This is a genomic window from Prescottella soli (genome assembly GCF_040024445.1).
Taxonomy (GTDB): Bacteria; Actinomycetota; Actinomycetes; order Mycobacteriales; family Mycobacteriaceae; genus Prescottella; species Prescottella soli.
Window position 1 is genome coordinate 1,343,806 of sequence record NZ_CP157276.1, and the last position, 17,345, is coordinate 1,361,150.

The following is a 17,345-nucleotide window of genomic DNA, read 5'->3' on the forward strand; positions in this document are numbered from 1 at the left end:
GGGCAGTGTCGTAGCGTCTCAGCTCAGGCTGCCGTACACCGTCTCCCCCGCGAACACCGTGGCCTTCACCTCGATGTCGGCGAGGTTCTCTGACTCCACCGTGAGCGGATTCGCCGACAGCACAACCATGTCCGCGTGCAATCCCGGCTTCAACGATCCGACGGCGTCGTCGCTGAACAGGTGCCACGCCGCATCGACGGTCTGGGCGCGCAGCGCCGCCTCGACGGGGATGCGTTCGTCCGGCGCGAGGACCTGTCCGCTGCGGGAGCGCCGGTTGACCGCGTCGGCGATGTTGCGCAGCGGATTGGTCGGGGTGACCGGGCCGTCGTTGTGGAACGAGATGCGGTGTCCGGCGGCGAGCGCCGAACCCGCTGCGGCCCAGTGCCCGCCGTGATCGGTGCCGAAAAGGTCGCCGACGAGGACGTCGCCCCAGTAGTAGAGATGGTCGACGAACAGGCTGCACGTGACGCCGAGGGCGGCGGCGCGCCGGAACTGGTCGGGCCGCATCGCACCGACGTGCTCGAGGCGCAGTCGATGGTCCGGGCGCGGGTCGGCGGCGAGCATCTTCTCCCACGCGTCGAGCACCATGGTGATCGCCTCGTCACCGTGTGCGTGGCACGCGATCTGCCAGCCCCGCTCGTAGTACGGGGTGCTGATCGCGAGGATCTGCTCGCCGGTGTAGTTCGCGTGGCCGTGGCTGCACGCCATGCCCAGCGCCCGGGTCGCCGGAGTGTCGAGGTAGGGGAAGCTGAGCGCGATGTTCCCGATCCACGGCGATCCGTCCGACCAGATCTTGATGCCCACCTGGCGGACCAGGTCGTCGCCCGCCCCCGGTTCGACGTCGGACGCACGCTCCGGCCCCGACATCTCGTACAGGCGCAGTCGCGTGGTGAGCACCCCCGCATCGACGGCCGTGGCCAGCGGGGCGCGCATCTTCGGGTCGAACGCCATCTCGCTCACCGTGGTCACGCCGACGGCGTTCATGCGGGCGCACTCGGCGGCCATCAGTTCGCCGAATCGTGCGGCCGCCGACGCGAGGACCGGGCCGGCGATCGCGATGACCGCCGACGACTCGTACGCGACACCGTCGAGGTCACCGGACTCGTCGCGGCCGAAACGGGCGCCCTCCGGGTCGGGGGTGTCGCGGGTGACCCCGGCGGCGGTGGCGGCATGCGAGTTGAAGTAGGCCGCGTGACCCGAGTTGTGCAGGATGATCAACGGCTTGTCGGGTGACAGCTCGTTCATCCACTTCATGGTCGGATCGGCGAGACCCTTCTGCAACAAGGGATCCCACCCGTTGAGTACGGCGCCCTCAGGGCCCGCATCGGCGACCGCCTTGTCGATCGCGGCGAGCACGCCGTCGGCATCGGGAATCGTGACGGGGCGGATGTCGACCACCGGATCGCCCAGCAGGACGGCCTCGTTCATCGGGTGACCGTGTGCCTCGATGAAGCCTGGCATGATGCAGGCCCCGCCCACGTCGTGGACGACCGTCTCCGGACCGATGAGCGACGCGACGTCCGCGTCCGAGCCCACCGCCACAATGCGCCCGCCCTCGACGGCCACGGCAGTCGCCCGAGGGTTGGCCTCGTCCATGGTCAGCACATCACCGAACAACACCAGGTCAGCCATTGACCCTCCCAGTTCTGCCCCAGCCTCCTGAGGGCCGGCTTCTCGCACAAAACAGGGTACAGACCGACCGTTCACTACGCGCGTCGACAGGACCGTGACGACGCAATCGTGTCGTCGTCGGGTAGGAATGGAGAAGGCACCCGAGCAACCGTGGACGCGGAAGGAAAAGCACCATGGCGAAGTCGAAGTGGACAGACCTGAGCCCGGCCAAGCGCGCATCGATCATCGCGTTGGCCGCGGTTGAGCTGAGCCTGGCGGTCAGTGCGTGGGCAGACCTCGCGACGCGGCGCCGCGAGGAGATCAACGGCAGCAAGGGCAAGTGGGCCGCGATCATCGCGGTGAACATCATCGGCCCGCTGTCGTACTTCCGTTGGGGCCGAAAGAAGTCGGCCTGATCCAGCGGGGTCCGGGCGCGGTCAGTTCGCGTTCGCGCCCCGCGTGCCGACGAGGTCGGCGAACACGACGGTGTTGTCGCGGTAGCTGCGCGCGGCGGTGTCGAACTCGCCTCCGCAGGTGATCAGTCGCAGCCCGGGGTGGTCGATGTCGCCATAGACCTTGGCGGTCGGGAATGCATCCTTCGCATAGCGTTCCACGCTCGCCACCCGGAACACCTCGGTGAGGCCGTCAGTGCGGTCGGCATAGATCTCGTCGCCCGGCGCCAGTTCGTGGAGTCGGAAGAACACGCCGGGCTTGCCGCCCCAGTCGACGTGGCCGGCGATCACCGCCGGTCCGAGTTCCCCGGGAACCGGTGAGCCGGAATACCATCCGGCGGGAAAGCCGCTCGGCGGCACCTCGAGCGCCCCGCTCGCGTCGAGTCCGAGGTTCATCAGGTCGGAGTCGACATCGATGGCCGGGATCGACAGGCGGACCGGACGAGTAGCCGCGATCGACCCGGGGGCGGTGCCGGTGTCGACTACCGGTCCGGGCGCCTGCTGCACGACGTTCGGCTGCGGCGGCCCCTCGGTGTCGCTTGTGGTGCAACCACTCAATGCCGCAACGAACAGCGCGCAGGCGGCCAGGCCCGCCGACAGGCCGCTGCCGGACGAGCGCCGGCAGCGGCCTGTCGATGTAATGCTCATCGGCATGTTCGGATCTTAGGACTTGCGGCGATTCCGCATGGTCGCTACGGACCCGCCACTTGCGAGGGCCGCCAGAAGCAATGCCGTGCCCACCAGCACGCCACGGTTCGAGGAGTCGTCGGCAATGCCCTTGTCGCCGGCCTCGACGCCGCCCACGGGCACCGCGGTGATCTGGCCACCGGCTCGGGCGGCGCTCACCTCGGCGGTGCGGGTCTGAGCACTGACATCGTGTGCAACAACGGCATTCACGGCGACCGGAAGAGCAACGTTGGCCGCACCGTTCGCGCCGACACCGGCCTGGCTGCCGAGCGCCACGCCGCCGGCGATCGCACTGCCGAGCGCGGCACTGCCGAGCACCGCGCTGCCGAGATCCACACCGGCCCCGCCGCCACCCGCGCTGCCAGTGTCGCCCGAGCTACCGGGAACGGTCGCGCTGCCGGAGCCACCGGACCCGTGGTTGCCGGCACTGCCGGTGTCTGCTCCACCAGCGCTGCCGGTATCCGTTCCACCCGTGCTGCCGAGCCCCGCCGCACTACCGGCAAAGGGAAGCGCGAGGCTGCCGAGCGGAAGCGCCAGGCTACCCAGGGCCAACTCACCCAGGCTGCCCAGATCCCCCGCGCTCCCCGCGTCCCCGGCGCTGCCGGTCGGAAGGTCACCGAGGCTCCCGGCACCTCCGGTGCTCCCGGTCAGCAGGTCACCGAGGCTGCCGGTATCCACGCCACCCGTGCTGCCCAGACCCAAGCTGCCGAGCGCCAGATCCTTCAGGCTCCCCAGATCCAGACCGGCACTACCCGAATCACCGGACGAACCGGCACCGAGATCGCCACTGCCACTGCTGCCCGCACCGGCACTACCGGTGTCGACACCACCCGCACTGCCCGTGTCACCGGTGCTCCCCAGCGCGCCGGCGCTTCCCAACACCGGCAACGCCAGGCTGCCGAACGGAAGCGCCAGGCTGCCCAGGGCCAACTCACCCAAGCTGCCGAGATCCCCCGCGCTCCCCGTGTCCCCGGCGCTGCCGGTTGGCAGATCACCGAGGCTGCCGGTGTTCGCGCCACCCGTGCTGCCCAGGCCCAGGCTGCCGAGCGCCAGATCCTTCAGGCTCCCCAGATCGACGCCGGCACTACCGGTGTCGACACCACCCGCACTGCCCGTGTCACCGGTGCTCCCCAGCGCGCCGACGCTTCCCAACACCGGCAACGCGAGGCTGCCGAACGGAAGCGCCAGGCTACCCAGAGCCAACTGCCCCAGGCTGCCCAGATCCCCCGCGCTCCCCGTGTCCCCGGCGCTGCCGGTCGGAAGGTTACCGAGGCTGCCCGTGTCGCCGGCGCTTCCCGTCGGCAGGTCACCCAGGCTGCCCGTGTCTCCAGCACTTCCCGTCGCCAGGTCACGGAGGCTGCCGGTATCCACGCCACCCGTGCTGCCCAGCCCCAGGCTGCCCAGCGCCAGATCCTTCAGGCTCCCCAGATCCAGACCGGCACTACCGGTGTCGACACCACCCGCACTACCCGAATCACCGGCGCTACCCAGCGCGCCGGCACTTCCCGACACCGGCAACGCCAGGCTGCCGAACGGAAGCGCCAGGCTACCCAGAGCCAACTCACCCAGGCTGCCCAGATCCACCCCGGCACCACTGGCACTGCCGGACTCGACACTGCCCGGATCCACGCTGCCGGTGTCCCCCGAGCTACCCCCGACGAGGTCGCCCAGACTGCCGGCCCCGAGGTCGGCCAGGCTGCCGAGATCCAGTCCTGTGCTGCCAGTGCCGCTGCCGGTGCCGCTGCCCGAATCGGAGCTTCCGCCGCCGAGTCCGAGGCTCCCGAGCGCGAGCTCCGACAGGCTCCCCAGGTCGAGACCGGCATTGCCGGTGCTGCCCAGTGCAAGTTGGGTGAGCGCGTCCAGGCTGCCGCCCGCCGTACTCCCAGTGTCACCGGCGCTGCCGGAGCCGAGATCGGCCAGGCTGCCGAGATCGAGTTCTGCGCTGCCGCTCTGGACACTGCCACTGCCGGTGCTGCCGCTTCCGATCGCGCCGATGCTGCCGGTATCGGCCTGGCCCGCGCTACCCGCCGCGAGCCCGCCGAGGACGTCGAGTCCCAGTTGCAGGCTGCCGGAGCTGCCGGTGTCGGCACCGCTACCGGTTCCTCCGGTGCTGCCGCCACCCGCATTCCCGAGGCTGCCGAGCGCGAGATCCGCAGCGGCCTGCTCGATGCTTCCGGTGTTCAGCTCACCGCCGCCGGCGCTGCCGGTGTCGAGCCCACCGCCGACGAGGCTTCCGGCGCCGATGTTTCCGAGACTGCCGAGTGCGGCTTGGGCAAGATTCGCCAGATCGAGGTTGCCCGCGCTTCCCGCGTTGATGCCACCGTTCGCACCGCCGGGACCCGCCGCGCTCCCGAGGCCGGCGTCGCCGTTGCCCCCGATGCTGCTTCCGAGACCCGAGAGTCCGCCGCCGGCACCACCGTTCGCACTGCTACCGATCCCGCCTGCCGGCACCGGCGCAGCGTGACCGATGGCCGGAGTGGCAATCGTCAATGCGCCCACCGCAGTGGCGGCAACCATGATGCGACTCTTCATCTTTCGCGTTCGGACGTTCTCGGCCCTGTGGGTAGACATCGTTCTTCGACCTCCTCGATCGGCGTGTCCAGATGCATATGTAGACATAGACAGCCCAGTCGCATGAAGACAGAAATGACGAAAAACGCCCCCCAAAAATCCGCCAGCCCCCGCTGAAACGGATAGCAATCCCCCCGGCCACATGCATACAGGCGCGATCAAGATAGCACCTCGCACCCCGATCGATCACCGATCTCGCTCGGCGATTTCCGCGAAACCCGTTCGCATGGTTGATCCATCGACCGCGCGGACCGGGCTGACCTGCGCCTTTCCTCGACAACGAACATTCGAACGATGCGCCCTCAGGCCCGTTTGTCCACCGCCTGTAACGCTCGCCCCATGGTCTCCGATTCGTCATGCAACCGAGATGTCTCAGTCCACGAAGGAGGATCCCTCACACCGGCCTCGCGCCATCGCCGACACCGTGCGCCGATCCCCAACCACCGGACCGGAATTCACTGCGCGAACCGCGCACTCGAACCCTCGGACGAACGTCGGCTCCGCGCGCCGGGAGTCACCGCGTTCACCCGACTCCCGTTGCGGTCTAGTCGATCCGGTGAGCGTGGTCGTTGGCTGCCGCGTGTTCCCTCGCCCAGCCGAAGTCGGGCTTGCCGCTCGGCGTCCGAATCACCTCGTCGGCGATCCAGAACGTCCGCGGGATCTTGTAGCCGGCAAGCTGATTGCGGGCATGCTTCTCGATGGAATCGAAGTCCGGCTCGACGCCGTCGCGAACTCGCATCACCGCGGCCACGCGCGATCCCCAGCGCTCGTCGGGGACGCCGATCACGATCGCGTCGTAGATGTCGGGGTGCGCCTTCACCGCCGCCTCGACTTCCTCGGCGAAGACCTTCTCGCCGCCGGTGTTGATCACCATGTTGCCGCGTCCGAGCAGGGTGATCGATCCGTCGTCCTCAATCCGGGCGCGGTCCCCGGTGACCACGGCACGCTGCCCCTCGACGATCCGGAAGATCTCCGCGGACCTGACCGGGTCCTTGTAGTAGCCGACCGACACGTTGCCGAGCTTGGCCAGCCACCCTTCACCGCCGGATCCCGACGGCAGGATGCGATTCTCGTCGTCGACGACGACCGAGTATCTGTTGGCTCCGACTCTGGGGCCGCCGTGCTGCTCGAAGCCCTTGGTCGCGAATCCGATTCCGCCGAATCCCGTCTCGGAGGAGCCGACCGAGTCGGAGATCATCAGGTTCGGCATCGCCTCGAAGAAGGCGTCCTTCACCGCAGCGGAGAACAGCGCGGCGCCGGACGCGACGACCCCGAGGCTGGAGGTGTCCCGGTCCTGTTCGCTGAACGCCTCGACGAGCGGCCGGCCCATCGCGTCGCCGGTGATGACCATGACCTGTGGGTGGTACTCGGCGACGACCTCCCAGACGCGGGCCGCGTCGAACTTCGGTTCCATGATGACGGTGTTGCCCGTGAAGAACGCGGTGAAGGTCGGCATCATCGCGGACGTGTGGATCAGCGGCGGCAGCATCACCCAGCGCATCGCCTCCCCCGCGGCCACCCCACCCCGCGACTGCTGGAACTCGTCGGTGACGGGCTCGCCGGTGTAGAAGTCCAGCCCTCCGCCGAGGACCCGCCAGATGTCCTCGTGCCGCCAGACCACGCCCTTCGGCCGGCCGGTGGTGCCGCCGGTGTAGAAGATGTAGTGGTCGTCGGGACTGCGCTCCCCGAATCCCCGCTCCGGACTGCTCCCCGCCAGGGCGTCCTCGTATCCCACCGCACGCGTTCCTGCACCCTCGGCTCCCGTCGCCAACTCGTCCGGAACGGAGATCAGATGCCGGATGCGCGGCACCTCGGGCAGGACCTCGGCGACCCGGTCCGCGAATCCCTGATGGAACACCAGTCCCTCGAGATCGGCGTTGTCGTACAGGTAGCGCAGTTCGTCGGAGGTGTAGCGGTAGTTCACCGTGACCGGGATCGCGCGGATCTTGAACGCCGCGATGATCGCGACCATGGTCTCGATCGAATTGTGCATGTGGATACCGATGTGGGCACCCGGCCCGAATCCGGCGCCCTCGAGGTGGTGCGCGAGGCGATTGGCGCGCTCGTCGAGCTCACGGTAGGTCACCTCCTCGCCGGAGACGATCATGGCGAGGCGGTCGGGCATCGCGTCGACGGAGTGCTCGAACAGGTCGGCGAACGTGTAGGCCATGCGGGTGTCCTGTCGGGGTCGGCCGCTCAGACTACGTACAGCGGCAACGGAATTCCGCGGTCTTCGAATACGAACGTCGCGCCGGTGCTGACCTTGGTGATCGCGACCTCGACGCATTCGGGCGCAGGTTCGTCGGTGACATCGACGACGACGAGCAGACCTGCGGTGTCCTCGCCGGCGACACGGACGGTGAATCGTGGATTCACACCGCGCACCAACGCCTGCAACGCCTCGAGGTGCTCTCCGTCGATCAGTGTGGGCCAGCCACCGTCCGCATCGACGAGTCCGTGGCGGCCGATCCGCAACCTCAATTGTTCACCGTCGAAAAGGATTTCACTCTCGACGTACTGTCTCGGATTCAGCAGCGGATGCAGCGACAGCACCATCGACAGGCCCGCGAGGTCATCGGGTAGGCCGAGCGCGTCCCGGATCCGCTGTGCGGTGACGCCGGCGATGCCGGTGAGCTGCTTGCGGGTGATTTCGCGGGCCTTGTCCTCGTTCGCCCGCTTGCGGACCGCGAGCAGGAAGCCGAGCGCGAGTAGATGCTGCTGCAGGCACACCTCCTCGGCGATCCGAATCAGCGCCGACCGGGAGAAGTCCTGGAACCGCAGGTCCGACAGCAGCGGTCCGGCGTAGTCGTGGTTGCCGGCGTCGCCGGCGTCGATCGTGCTGAGATCGACTGTGTAGGCCGCGCTTCGGCCGATCTGTTCGGTGTGCGGCTGCATCGTCGGCGGGACGTGCTTCTCGTCGATGATCACCGTCCACGCGCAGTGCGGGTGACGGTCCGCGGGCCGACGGGGCGGACGGTGGATGGGGCGGACCTGCGCGTGCGGGTTGGTCGCCAACGCCGTCGCGTCGAAGGTGGGGTCCTCGATGTCGTGGCACATCGCGGTCACGTACTCGTCGCCGAGCGGTTCGACGTCCATCAGCGCACCGCAGTGGTCGAGCCAGAACTCCCCGTGGTGCGGGTCGTCGACCCGAAAGCGGAAGTCCATGAACTGCGGCGGCGCACCGATGTCGAGCTGCAGACCCTTGAAGATGGTCACGACGTCGTCGCCCTCGTAGCGCAGGGCACGCTGCATGCGGCGGGTGTACCAGGGGCTCGCCGCCTGCCATTCCTCGATCGCCACCTGCGCCATACCCTCGCGCCCGAACTCGACGATCAGGTGGGCCATCCCGGAGCGGTCGATCAGCTGACCGCACAGCAGCAGTTCCGGCACCAGGGTGGCGAGGTCGGCTCGCGAGAGCGCCGCGAACGACCGAGACGGTTGTGCCTGGGTGCTCACCACAGCGGCACCGGTGCCTGGCCGGCCGGGTGCCAGCCCGGCAGCTTCTCACCCGAGACGGAGCGCTGGATGCGTGCCTGCATGCCCTTCGACAGCGCCTTGTTCTGGATCATCTCCAGGAACAGCGCCGAGACGTTACCGAAGTCGAAGAAGTCACGCTGCCACGACCACTGGAAGTCGCCGCCGTAGCGGAACCAGCTGCCGCCGATGCCGTAGACCGAGTAGTTGGAGCCGTCGGGGCGCTCGGCATCGGAGATCTGCTTCCACAGCCCGATCACGTTGCCGCTGACCTCGTCGATCACGAACTCCTGGTACGGGTATTCCCAGCCCTCGAGCCCGTTCATCTCCAGGCCGAGCGCGACGTCGCGGATCTCGTCGCGTCCGATCGCCATGAAGTCCTGCTTGGGGCCGTAGTTCCAACCGTAGGTCGCGTCCTCGGTGTAGAAGTCCGCCAACGGCTTCCAGTCCCCGGCGGTCTCTGCCTTCTTGTTGGCATCCACCCAGCGCTGGACCATCTCGTCCAGCTCGGCGCGATCGAATCCGGTCATGCTGCCGTCTCCTTCGAAAGTCGTTGTCGTGCGGAATATTCGGCGGTCTCGTCAGTCCTCGACGATCCGCAGGGCCTGTGTCGGGCAGTAGCGGACGGCGTTCTCGACGTCGGCACGCACCGACTCCGACGGGCTCGGGGCGAGGATCGTGACCTTGCCGCGCTTGGGCACCGCGAACACGTCGGGCGCCTCCAGCTCACACGCGGCGTGCCCCTGACAGAGGTCGAGGTCGACTTCGATGCGCATGATCAGGCCTCGCTCGTGTGGGCGACGGGGCACCCGGAAGGCGCTGCCGCCGCGGCACCCACGGATGCCGCTCGGCTCGTCCGTCTGCGGTAACGCACCCGGCACGGCTGCTGCAGCTGCACCACCATCTTGCTGTGGTCGTTGCGGTAGGAGTCGGCGGGTTGCGCCATCTCGAACTCGTAGTCGCGCAGCAGGATCGAGAAGATCGCCTTGAGCTGCATCTGCGCGAACGCGGCCCCCACGCACCGGTGGCGCCCGGCACCGAACGGGATCCACGTCCAGCGGTTGGCGATGTCTTCCTGGTTGGGATCGATGTACCGGCCCGGATCGAATCGGTCGGGGTCCGGGAAGTCCTCCGGGATCCGGTTGGAGATCGCCGGCGTCGCCGCCACCAGATTCCCTTCGTGGATGGAGAATCCGCCGACCTCGAACTCGCCGCGCGCGACGCGGAGCAGGATGATCAGCGGCGGGTGCAGCCGCAGTGTCTCCTTGATCACCGCCTCCAGGACCGGGATCTGCCGGAGTGCGTGGAAGCTGATGTCGGCGCCGTCGGCGTACAGCTCGTCCAGCTCGGTGGTGACCTCGGCCGAGGTGTCGGGGTGCCGCAGCAGCTCGATCAGCGACCACGCGGCGGTCCCGGACGTCGTGTGATGGCCCGCGAACATCATCGAGATGAAGATGCCCGTGATCTCGTCGGCGCTGAACCGGAGGTTGCCCGCGTCGTCCCGGATCGAGACCAGGACGTCGAGCATGTCCCGGTCCTCCTTGCCCCGGGGAGGATTCGCGATCCGGCCGTTCATGATTCCCTGGACCAGCTCCACCAGCGCGGCGCGGGCGGCGTCACGGCGCCGGAAACTCTCGATCGGCGCGTACGGGTCGACGAACGCGATCGCGTCGGTACCCTGCTCGAGCTCGTGGTAGAGCCTCGCGAACCGATCGTCGAGTTCGTCCCGGAACTTCTTGCCGATCAGGCACGCCGACGACGTGTAGATGGTCAGCTCGGCGAAGAACTCGAGCAGATCGATCTCGCCCTCGTCGCCCCAGTCGGCGACCATGTTCGCCACCTCGACGCCGATGGTCGCGGCATGGCCCTTCATCTGCTCACCGCGCAGTGCGGAGTTGTGCAGCATCTCGGAGCGACGTTCGGGGCTGGCGTCGAACACCACGCCCTCACCGAAGATCGGCTTCATGAACGGGTAGGCGGCCTGCTGGTCCAGATCGCCGTCGGTGGAGCGGAAGAAGAACTCGTTGGCCTCGGCGCCGGACAGCAGAACGACGTCACGGTCGACCAGCCGGAACACTCCGACGTCCCCGCACTCCTGTCGAACGCGCCGCATCAGCGCGATCGGGTCGGTGCGCAGTTCCTCGAGGTGACCGTGTTCGTGGTCGCCGCCGGACGCGCGGGGCGGATCGGGCAGGGTCATTGGTTCGTCTCCTCGGAAGCCGGAAGCGGTGCGAGGGGCGCCTCGGGCTGGACCTCGATCAGGACGAGGTGGACGCCGCGGGGTGCGCCCACCACCGCCAGGACGGCGTTGGCCATGTCGGCGGCGCGCAGCATGTAGCCGTGGCGGGCGAACCCCCACTTGGTCCACATCTTCGCGACCGGCGCGAGGATCTCCGGGGTGGAGTTCATGCCCATTCCCGTGAAGGTCGGCCCCGGTCGGACGATCGACGCGCGAATCCCGGTTCCCTCGAGCTCCATTCGCATCTGGCGCCCCATCGCCTCGAGCCCCGCCTTCGCCGCGTCGTAGGCGCCCATCAGCGGCCGCTGGCGGTCGGCGCAGTCCGACCCGATGAGCACGAAATCGCCCCGGCGCCGCTCCCGCATCCCGGGCAGCACGCGGTGCGCCAACCGCTGCGCGCCGACGAGGTGCACGTCGATCTGCTTCGCGAATCGGGCCGTGTCCATCTGGTCGGCGGCGCCGAACTCGAGGTCGCCGGCGCCGGAGACCACGATCTCCGTCGGACCGAGCGCGTCCTCGGCGGCGGTGACGAAGGCGTCCACGGAGGCGTCGTCGGTGACGTCGAGGAAGTGCGCGAACGCTTCTCCCCCGTTGCTCCGGATCTTGTCGGCGATCGCCTCGGTCTCGGCCACCCGGCGGGCGCCGAGGGCAACCGGATGACCGAGCTCGGCGAGCGCGTACGCGGTGGCCTCGCCGATTCCGGACGAGGCGCCGCTGATCAGCGTCGGCCGGCGGGTGGGGTTGGGTTCGAAGCGGGGCATCAGCTCACCTGCACCTTCATCGGCAGGGCCGCGAAGCCCCGCACGTTCGTGGAGTGGACACGTTCGATTCCGGACTCGTCGACCTCGTATTGCTTTACCCGCTTGGCGAACTCGGCGAGCGCGATCTTCGCCTCGAGGCGGGCGAGGTGCGCGCCGAGGCAGAAGTGCACGCCGCCGCCGAAGCTGACGAGCTTGTTGGTGGAGTCCCGGCCGATCCGGTACTCGTCACCGTCCTCGAACACCGCCTCGTCCCGGTTGGCGGAACCGATCAGCAGCAGCATCTTCTCCCCGGCGGGGACCGTCTGCCCGTAGTACTCGAGGTCGACGGCGGTGGTTCGGGCCACGATCTGGCTGGAGGTGTCGAATCGGAGTGTCTCCTCGACCCAATCCGACACCCGGTCAGGGTCGTTCAGCACCGGAGCCACCTGGTCGGGATTACGTGCGCCCCAGTACGCGGCGTTGCCGAGTAGCTTGGTCGTGGTCTCGTTCCCCGCGACCACCATCAGGAACATGAATCCGAGGACCTCCTGGTCCGACAGCTTGTCACCGTCGATCTCCGCGTCGAGGAGCGCCGACGTGAGATCCTCGGTGCGCGAGCGGCGCCGCCGCGCGATCATGTCCTTGTAGTAGGTCATCAGGCTGATCGACGCCTCCACGGACGCCTGCGGCACGTCGAGGACGCCGTCCTCACGGTGCACCACCAGGTCCGCGAGCCGGCGCAGTTCCGCGCGGTCCGCCTCCGGCACCCCCATGAGTTCCGAGATCACGTCCATCGGCAGCTTGCCGGCCACCTCGGCGACCCAGTCGAACTCGCCGGCCTCCAGCGCCGGCTCCAGGTACTGCCGCGTGAGTTCGAGGATCCGGCCGTCGAGTTCGGCGACGCGCCGGGGGGTGAATCCGCGCGAGACCAGCTGGCGCAACCGCGCGTGCCGGGGGTCGTCCATCGCGAGGAACGACATCACCAGGTGGGCGTGCGGCCCGTACGCCGCCGGATCGAGTGAGACACCGTTGGCACTCGACAGTCGCGTGCTGTCGCGGAACGCGCGGAGGACGTCGGCGTGACGCGACAGTGCCCAGAATCCGATCTCCGAATTGTGGTACAGCGGAGACTCTTTCCGCAGCCGCGCGTACGTGGGGTACGGGTCCTCGTGGAAGTCGTAGTCATACGGATTGAAGACCACGGGGTCGATCAGCGCTTCGGTCATGTTCTCACTCCAGAATCATTGTGGCGGAACGCTCCAGACTTCCGGCGAGGTCCTCGTAGGTGCCGTAGCCGATGCCGGCCCGCAGGAGCGCTCCGGCGTAGAGAATGTCGAGGGTCTCGAGGATCTCGGGATCCCCGGGCTCGCCCAACGCCTCCTCGAGACGGCCACGGATCTCGATACCGATGCGCACGCGCAGGTGCTCGACGTCGGGGTCACCGCCGAGGAGCGCGTTGGTGACCGCGCCCGAGAGGCCGGGCTCGTCGGCGAGCAGCAGCGTGATCCCACGGAGCACCGCGACGACGCGGCCGGTGCGGTCGAGCCCGTCCGACGCGGGCCGCGGCGACCGCGAGAGCCGGCGCCAGAACACCTCGGCAACGAGGTGCTCCTTGGAGGAGAAGTAGGTGTAGGCGGTGGCGGGACCGACCCCGGCACGCGACGCGACCGCCCGAACCGTCAGGCCGGCGAAGTCCTCCTCACGCAGGACCTCCACCGCCGCCTCGCACAGCCTCTCGACGGTGTCCGCCTGCTTCTGCGTCAAGCGCCTGCGCGTCGACTCGAAACTCATACTAGACACGTGTCCGGACATTACTACAGATCCTCGTTCAACGGGACCCGTTCAACGCCTCCCGTCACGCCCGCCGACGGCCACCCGCCCTGCAAGTAGTAGCGAGACTCATTCCCGCAGAACAGCATTGCCATCACCATTCGTTCGTACTATAGTCCAGACACCTGTCCAGATCAGAAAGGGATCTGCGCAATGACGCTTCGACCTACCGACAGCTCCGCGCTCCTGATCGACGGCAAGCTCACCCCCGGCTCGGGCGGGGTGTTCGAGGTGACCGATCCCGCGACCGAGGAGGTCATCGGCTACGCCGCCGAGGGGACCGCCGCCGACATGGACGCGGCGATCGCGGCGGCACGCCGGGCGTTCGACGACACCCCTTGGTCGCGCGATCCCGCCTTCCGCGCCCGTTGCCTGCGACAACTGCGCGACGCCCTCCAGTCGCACATCGACGAACTGCGCGAGATCACGATCGCCGAGGTCGGTGCGCCCGCGATGCTCACCGCCGGCCCCCAGCTCGAAGGGCCGATCGCCGACCTCGGCTACTTCGCCGACCTCGCCGAATCCTATTCGTGGGAAACCGATCTCGGTGTGGCGGCGCCGATGGGGATCAGGACCCGTCGGCGCGTCCTCAAGGAAGCGGTCGGAGTGGTCGGCGCGATCACCCCGTGGAACTTCCCGCACCAGATCAACTTCGCGAAGATCGGCCCGGCGCTGGCCGCGGGCAACACGGTGGTCCTCAAGCCCGCTCCGGACACCCCGTGGTGCGCGGCCCTGGTCGGCAAGGTCATCGCCGAGGAGACCGACATCCCGGCCGGCGTGATCAACATCGTCACCTCCACCGACCACCAGCTGGGCGCCCAGCTCTCCCGCGACCCCCGGGTCGACCTGGTTTCCTTCACCGGCTCCACCGCGACGGGCAAGGCGGTGATGGCCGCCGCGTCGGAGTCGCTGAAGAAGGTGTTCCTGGAACTGGGCGGCAAGTCGGCGTTCATCGTCCTCGACGACGCCGACCTGACCGCCGGCTGCGCGATCGCGGCGTTCACCGTCTGCACGCACGCAGGACAGGGGTGTGCGATCACGACGCGCCTGCTCGTCCCCCGCGAGCGCTACGAGGAGGCCGTCGAGGCCACCGCGCACACCATGGCCGGGATCCGTCCGGGCAACCCGGCCGAACGCGGAACCGTCTGCGGCCCACTGATCTCCGCTCGCCAGCGCGCCCGCGTCGAGGGCTACCTCGAGCTCGCCGTCGAGGAGGGCGGCACCATCGTCGTCGGCGGCGGTCGACCGGCCGAACGCGAGCGCGGGTTCTTCGTCGAGCCCACCCTGATCTCAGGCCTCGACAACTCCTCGCGCGTCGCGCAGGAGGAGATCTTCGGCCCGGTGCTGGTGATCCTCCCCCACGACGGCGACGACGACGCGATCCGGATCGCGAACGACTCGCCCTACGGACTCTCGGGGTCGGTGTGGGGAACCGATCCCGACCGCGTCCGGAAGGTGGTCGACGGGGTCCGCACCGGCACGCTCGCGGTCAACGGTGGCGTCTGGTACGCCGCGGACGCCCCCTTCGGGGGCTACAAGCAGTCTGGCATCGGGCGCGAGATGGGCATCGCCGGCTTCGAGGAGTACCTGGAGACCAAGCTCGTGGCCGAGCCCGCGCAGGCCTGACCGACCGACAGAGAAGGAGTGGGCAGATGGGACGTTTCGACGGACGCACCGCCATCGTCACCGGTGCGGCGCAGGGCATCGGGGAGGCGTACGCGCGGGCGCTGGCCGCCGAGGGCGCCAACGTCGTGGTGGCCGACCTCAACCGCGAACTGGGCGAGACGGTCGCCAAGCAGATCGTCTCCGACGGCGGTTCCGCAGCCTTCAAGGAAGTCGATGTGGCCGAACCCGATTCGGCCCTCGAGCTGGCGGCGTTCACGATCGATCGATTCGGCAGCATCGAGCATCTGGTGAACAACGCGGCGATCTACGGCGGCATGAAGCTCGACTCGCTGCTCACGGTGCCGTGGGACTACTACAAGAAGTTCATGAGCGTGAACATGGACGGCGCACTCAACGTGTGCCGGGCCGTGGTCCCGCACATGCGCGCGGCCGGCGGTTCGATCGTCAACCAGTCGTCGACGGCCGCCTGGGTGTATTCGAACTTCTACGGCCTGGCGAAGGTCGGGATCAACGGTCTCACTCAGCAACTCGCCTTCGAGCTCGGCTGGTCCAAGATCCGGATCAACGCCATCGCGCCGGGACCGATCGACACCGAGGCCACCCGCACCGTCACACCCGGCAACATCGTCGCGGACATGGTCAAGCGAATCCCGCTGCAGCGCATGGGCACCCCCGAGGATCTGGTGGGCATGTGCCTGTTCCTGCTGTCCGACGAGGCTAGCTGGATCACCGGGCAGATCTTCAACGTGGACGGCGGGCAGGTGATCCGGTCGTGAGTGACGACAGCGCAACAGCTTCCACGATCGGCTACATCGGGCTGGGCAACATGGGCGCGCCGATGGCCACCCGCCTGCTCGAGCGACCCGGCACCCTCGTCGTGTGCGACACCCGGCCCGAGGCCACCCAGCCGTTCACCGAGGCCGGCGCACTCGTGGCGGCGACACCGGCGGAGGTCGCCGCGCGCGCAACGGTGATCTCGGTGACGGTGCTCGACGACGCCCAGGTCCGCGACGTCGTCGTCGGCCCGGACGGCATCCTGCCGACGGCCCGGCCGGGGACGGTGATCGCGGTGCACTCGACGATCAGCGACGTCACGGCGACCGAACTGGCCGAGACGTGCCGCGCGAAGGGCGTCGCCCTCGTCGACGCCCCGGTCAGCGGGGGCGCCCCCGGAGCGCGGCAGGGGCGGCTGGCCGTGATGGTCGGCGGCAGCGACGAGGCGTTCGAGGCGGTCCGCGAACCGTTCGGCTACTTCGCGGAACTCGTCGTCCACGCCGGACCGGTCGGGGCGGGCACGCGGATGAAACTGGCGCGCAACCTGCTCCACTTCGTCTCGTTCACCGCCGCGTGCGAGGCGGGGCGGCTCGCGGAGGCCGCGGACCTCGACGTCCGCGCGCTCGGCAAGGTGGTGCGGCACACCGACGCGATCACCGGTGGGGCGGGCGCGATCATGCTGCGCGACACCACGGCGACCGTCGCCCCCGACGATCCCTGGTTCTCGATCCTCTCGCACGTGCGCAACCTCGGGGAGAAGGACCTCGCCCTCGCGCTCGATCTGGGCGACCGGTTCGACGTGGACCTTCCCCTGGCCGCGCGGGCCCTTACCGGGCTCGGCCCCGGCCTCGGCGTCGGTGCCGGAACCGTTGCCGACCAGTCGTCCCACCAGAAGGAGACCGCATGACCGACCACAACGGTGACGCCGTCGCGTCGGAGCGCCGAGCGCGCGGCGTCGCGATGATGAACCAGGTGTACGGCTGGGAGATGCCCGCCGACGTGCCGGGCGACTTCTTCGCCGTCACCGCCGACCACCTGTTCGCGGACATCTGGACCCGTCCGGGCCTGAGCCTGCGCGACCGGCGCCTGCTGCTGCTCGGGGCGATCGCGGCGCAGGGACAGACCGATGTCGCGAAGATCCAGATCAACGCCGCGCTGCACAACGAGGAGCTGACCGAACAGCAGGTCGAGGAGGCCGCGATCTTCCTCTGCCACTACGTCGGCTGGCCACTGGGCACCGGACTGAACAACGCGTTGATCTCCGTCAAGGCCGATCGACGCAAGGCGGCCCGCGCGGCCGAGAAGCAGCGCGAGCAGTAGTCCGGCGATTCGACTACAACG

The 17,345-nt window shown here is 68.7% G+C and carries 16 protein-coding genes; 5 read left to right on the forward strand and 11 right to left on the reverse strand.

Going from position 1 to position 17,345, the window contains the following annotated elements:
- Window positions 1-18: 18 nt before the first annotated feature.
- The gene (locus ABI214_RS06250) at window positions 19-1,632 is read right to left on the reverse strand and encodes an amidohydrolase (protein WP_348607379.1); all 1,614 of its coding nucleotides are present in this window, start codon (window positions 1,630-1,632) and stop codon (window positions 19-21) included.
- Between the two features lie 173 nt (window positions 1,633-1,805).
- Here ABI214_RS06250 and ABI214_RS06255 point away from each other — a divergent pair, with 173 nt between their 5' ends.
- On the forward strand, window positions 1,806-2,027 hold the full coding sequence (locus ABI214_RS06255; RefSeq protein ID WP_348607382.1) for a PLDc N-terminal domain-containing protein: 222 nt from the start codon (window positions 1,806-1,808) through the stop codon (window positions 2,025-2,027).
- A gap of 21 nt (window positions 2,028-2,048) precedes the next feature.
- Here ABI214_RS06255 and ABI214_RS06260 read toward each other — a convergent pair whose 3' ends face one another.
- The 10 genes from ABI214_RS06260 to ABI214_RS06305 all read right to left on the reverse strand — a co-directional run bounded on the left by ABI214_RS06260 (window position 2,049) and on the right by ABI214_RS06305 (window position 13,565).
- Window positions 2,049-2,717 (reverse strand): class F sortase, encoded by a 669-nt coding sequence (locus ABI214_RS06260; protein WP_348607385.1) that lies wholly within the window; start codon window positions 2,715-2,717, stop codon window positions 2,049-2,051.
- Between the two features lie 9 nt (window positions 2,718-2,726).
- Complete coding sequence (locus ABI214_RS06265; protein WP_348607388.1) at window positions 2,727-5,321, reverse strand: beta strand repeat-containing protein; 2,595 nt, start codon at window positions 5,319-5,321, stop codon at window positions 2,727-2,729.
- A 544-nt stretch (window positions 5,322-5,865) separates the two neighbouring features.
- A complete protein-coding gene (locus ABI214_RS06270) occupies window positions 5,866-7,491 on the reverse strand; it encodes an acyl-CoA synthetase (protein ID WP_348607391.1) in 1,626 nt (541 codons plus the stop codon).
- A gap of 26 nt (window positions 7,492-7,517) precedes the next feature.
- Window positions 7,518-8,780, reverse strand: coding sequence for a hypothetical protein (locus tag ABI214_RS06275; RefSeq protein WP_348607394.1), 1,263 nt, complete (start codon window positions 8,778-8,780; stop codon window positions 7,518-7,520).
- Complete coding sequence (locus ABI214_RS06280; RefSeq protein ID WP_348607397.1) at window positions 8,774-9,325, reverse strand: nuclear transport factor 2 family protein; 552 nt, start codon at window positions 9,323-9,325, stop codon at window positions 8,774-8,776. Before ABI214_RS06280 ends, ABI214_RS06275 begins: the two co-directional genes overlap by 7 nt.
- A 51-nt stretch (window positions 9,326-9,376) precedes the next feature.
- A complete protein-coding gene (locus ABI214_RS06285) occupies window positions 9,377-9,571 on the reverse strand; it encodes a ferredoxin (protein ID WP_348607400.1) in 195 nt (64 codons plus the stop codon).
- 2 nt (window positions 9,572-9,573) lie between these two features.
- Window positions 9,574-10,995 (reverse strand): cytochrome P450, encoded by a 1,422-nt coding sequence (locus tag ABI214_RS06290; protein ID WP_348607403.1) that lies wholly within the window; start codon window positions 10,993-10,995, stop codon window positions 9,574-9,576.
- A complete protein-coding gene (locus tag ABI214_RS06295; protein WP_348607406.1) occupies window positions 10,992-11,795 on the reverse strand; it encodes an SDR family oxidoreductase in 804 nt (267 codons plus the stop codon). Before ABI214_RS06295 ends, ABI214_RS06290 begins: the two co-directional genes overlap by 4 nt.
- Complete coding sequence (locus ABI214_RS06300) at window positions 11,795-13,000, reverse strand: cytochrome P450 (protein WP_348607409.1); 1,206 nt, start codon at window positions 12,998-13,000, stop codon at window positions 11,795-11,797. Before ABI214_RS06300 ends, ABI214_RS06295 begins: the two co-directional genes overlap by 1 nt.
- 4 nt (window positions 13,001-13,004) lie before the next feature.
- Window positions 13,005-13,565 (reverse strand): TetR/AcrR family transcriptional regulator, encoded by a 561-nt coding sequence (locus ABI214_RS06305; RefSeq protein ID WP_348611336.1) that lies wholly within the window; start codon window positions 13,563-13,565, stop codon window positions 13,005-13,007.
- Window positions 13,566-13,757: 192 nt separating this feature from the next.
- Between ABI214_RS06305 and ABI214_RS06310 the strand changes: the two genes are divergently transcribed.
- From ABI214_RS06310 to ABI214_RS06325, 4 genes are read left to right on the forward strand one after another with little or no spacing between them, the layout of a single operon-like run.
- Window positions 13,758-15,230: an aldehyde dehydrogenase gene (locus ABI214_RS06310; protein ID WP_348607412.1), complete on the forward strand. Its 1,473-nt coding sequence runs from the start codon at window positions 13,758-13,760 to the stop codon at window positions 15,228-15,230.
- Between the two features lie 26 nt (window positions 15,231-15,256).
- Window positions 15,257-16,006 carry an SDR family oxidoreductase gene (locus ABI214_RS06315; RefSeq protein WP_348607415.1) on the forward strand — a complete coding sequence of 250 codons (750 nt, stop codon included), beginning with the start codon at window positions 15,257-15,259 and terminating at the stop codon, window positions 16,004-16,006.
- A 50-nt stretch (window positions 16,007-16,056) separates the two neighbouring features.
- Window positions 16,057-16,911 carry an NAD(P)-dependent oxidoreductase gene (locus ABI214_RS06320; protein ID WP_408586136.1) on the forward strand — a complete coding sequence of 285 codons (855 nt, stop codon included), beginning with the start codon at window positions 16,057-16,059 and terminating at the stop codon, window positions 16,909-16,911.
- Window positions 16,908-17,324 carry a carboxymuconolactone decarboxylase family protein gene (locus ABI214_RS06325; protein WP_348607421.1) on the forward strand — a complete coding sequence of 139 codons (417 nt, stop codon included), beginning with the start codon at window positions 16,908-16,910 and terminating at the stop codon, window positions 17,322-17,324. The genes ABI214_RS06320 and ABI214_RS06325 overlap by 4 nt, the downstream gene beginning before the upstream one ends.
- The last annotated feature ends 21 nt before the right edge of the window (window positions 17,325-17,345 follow it).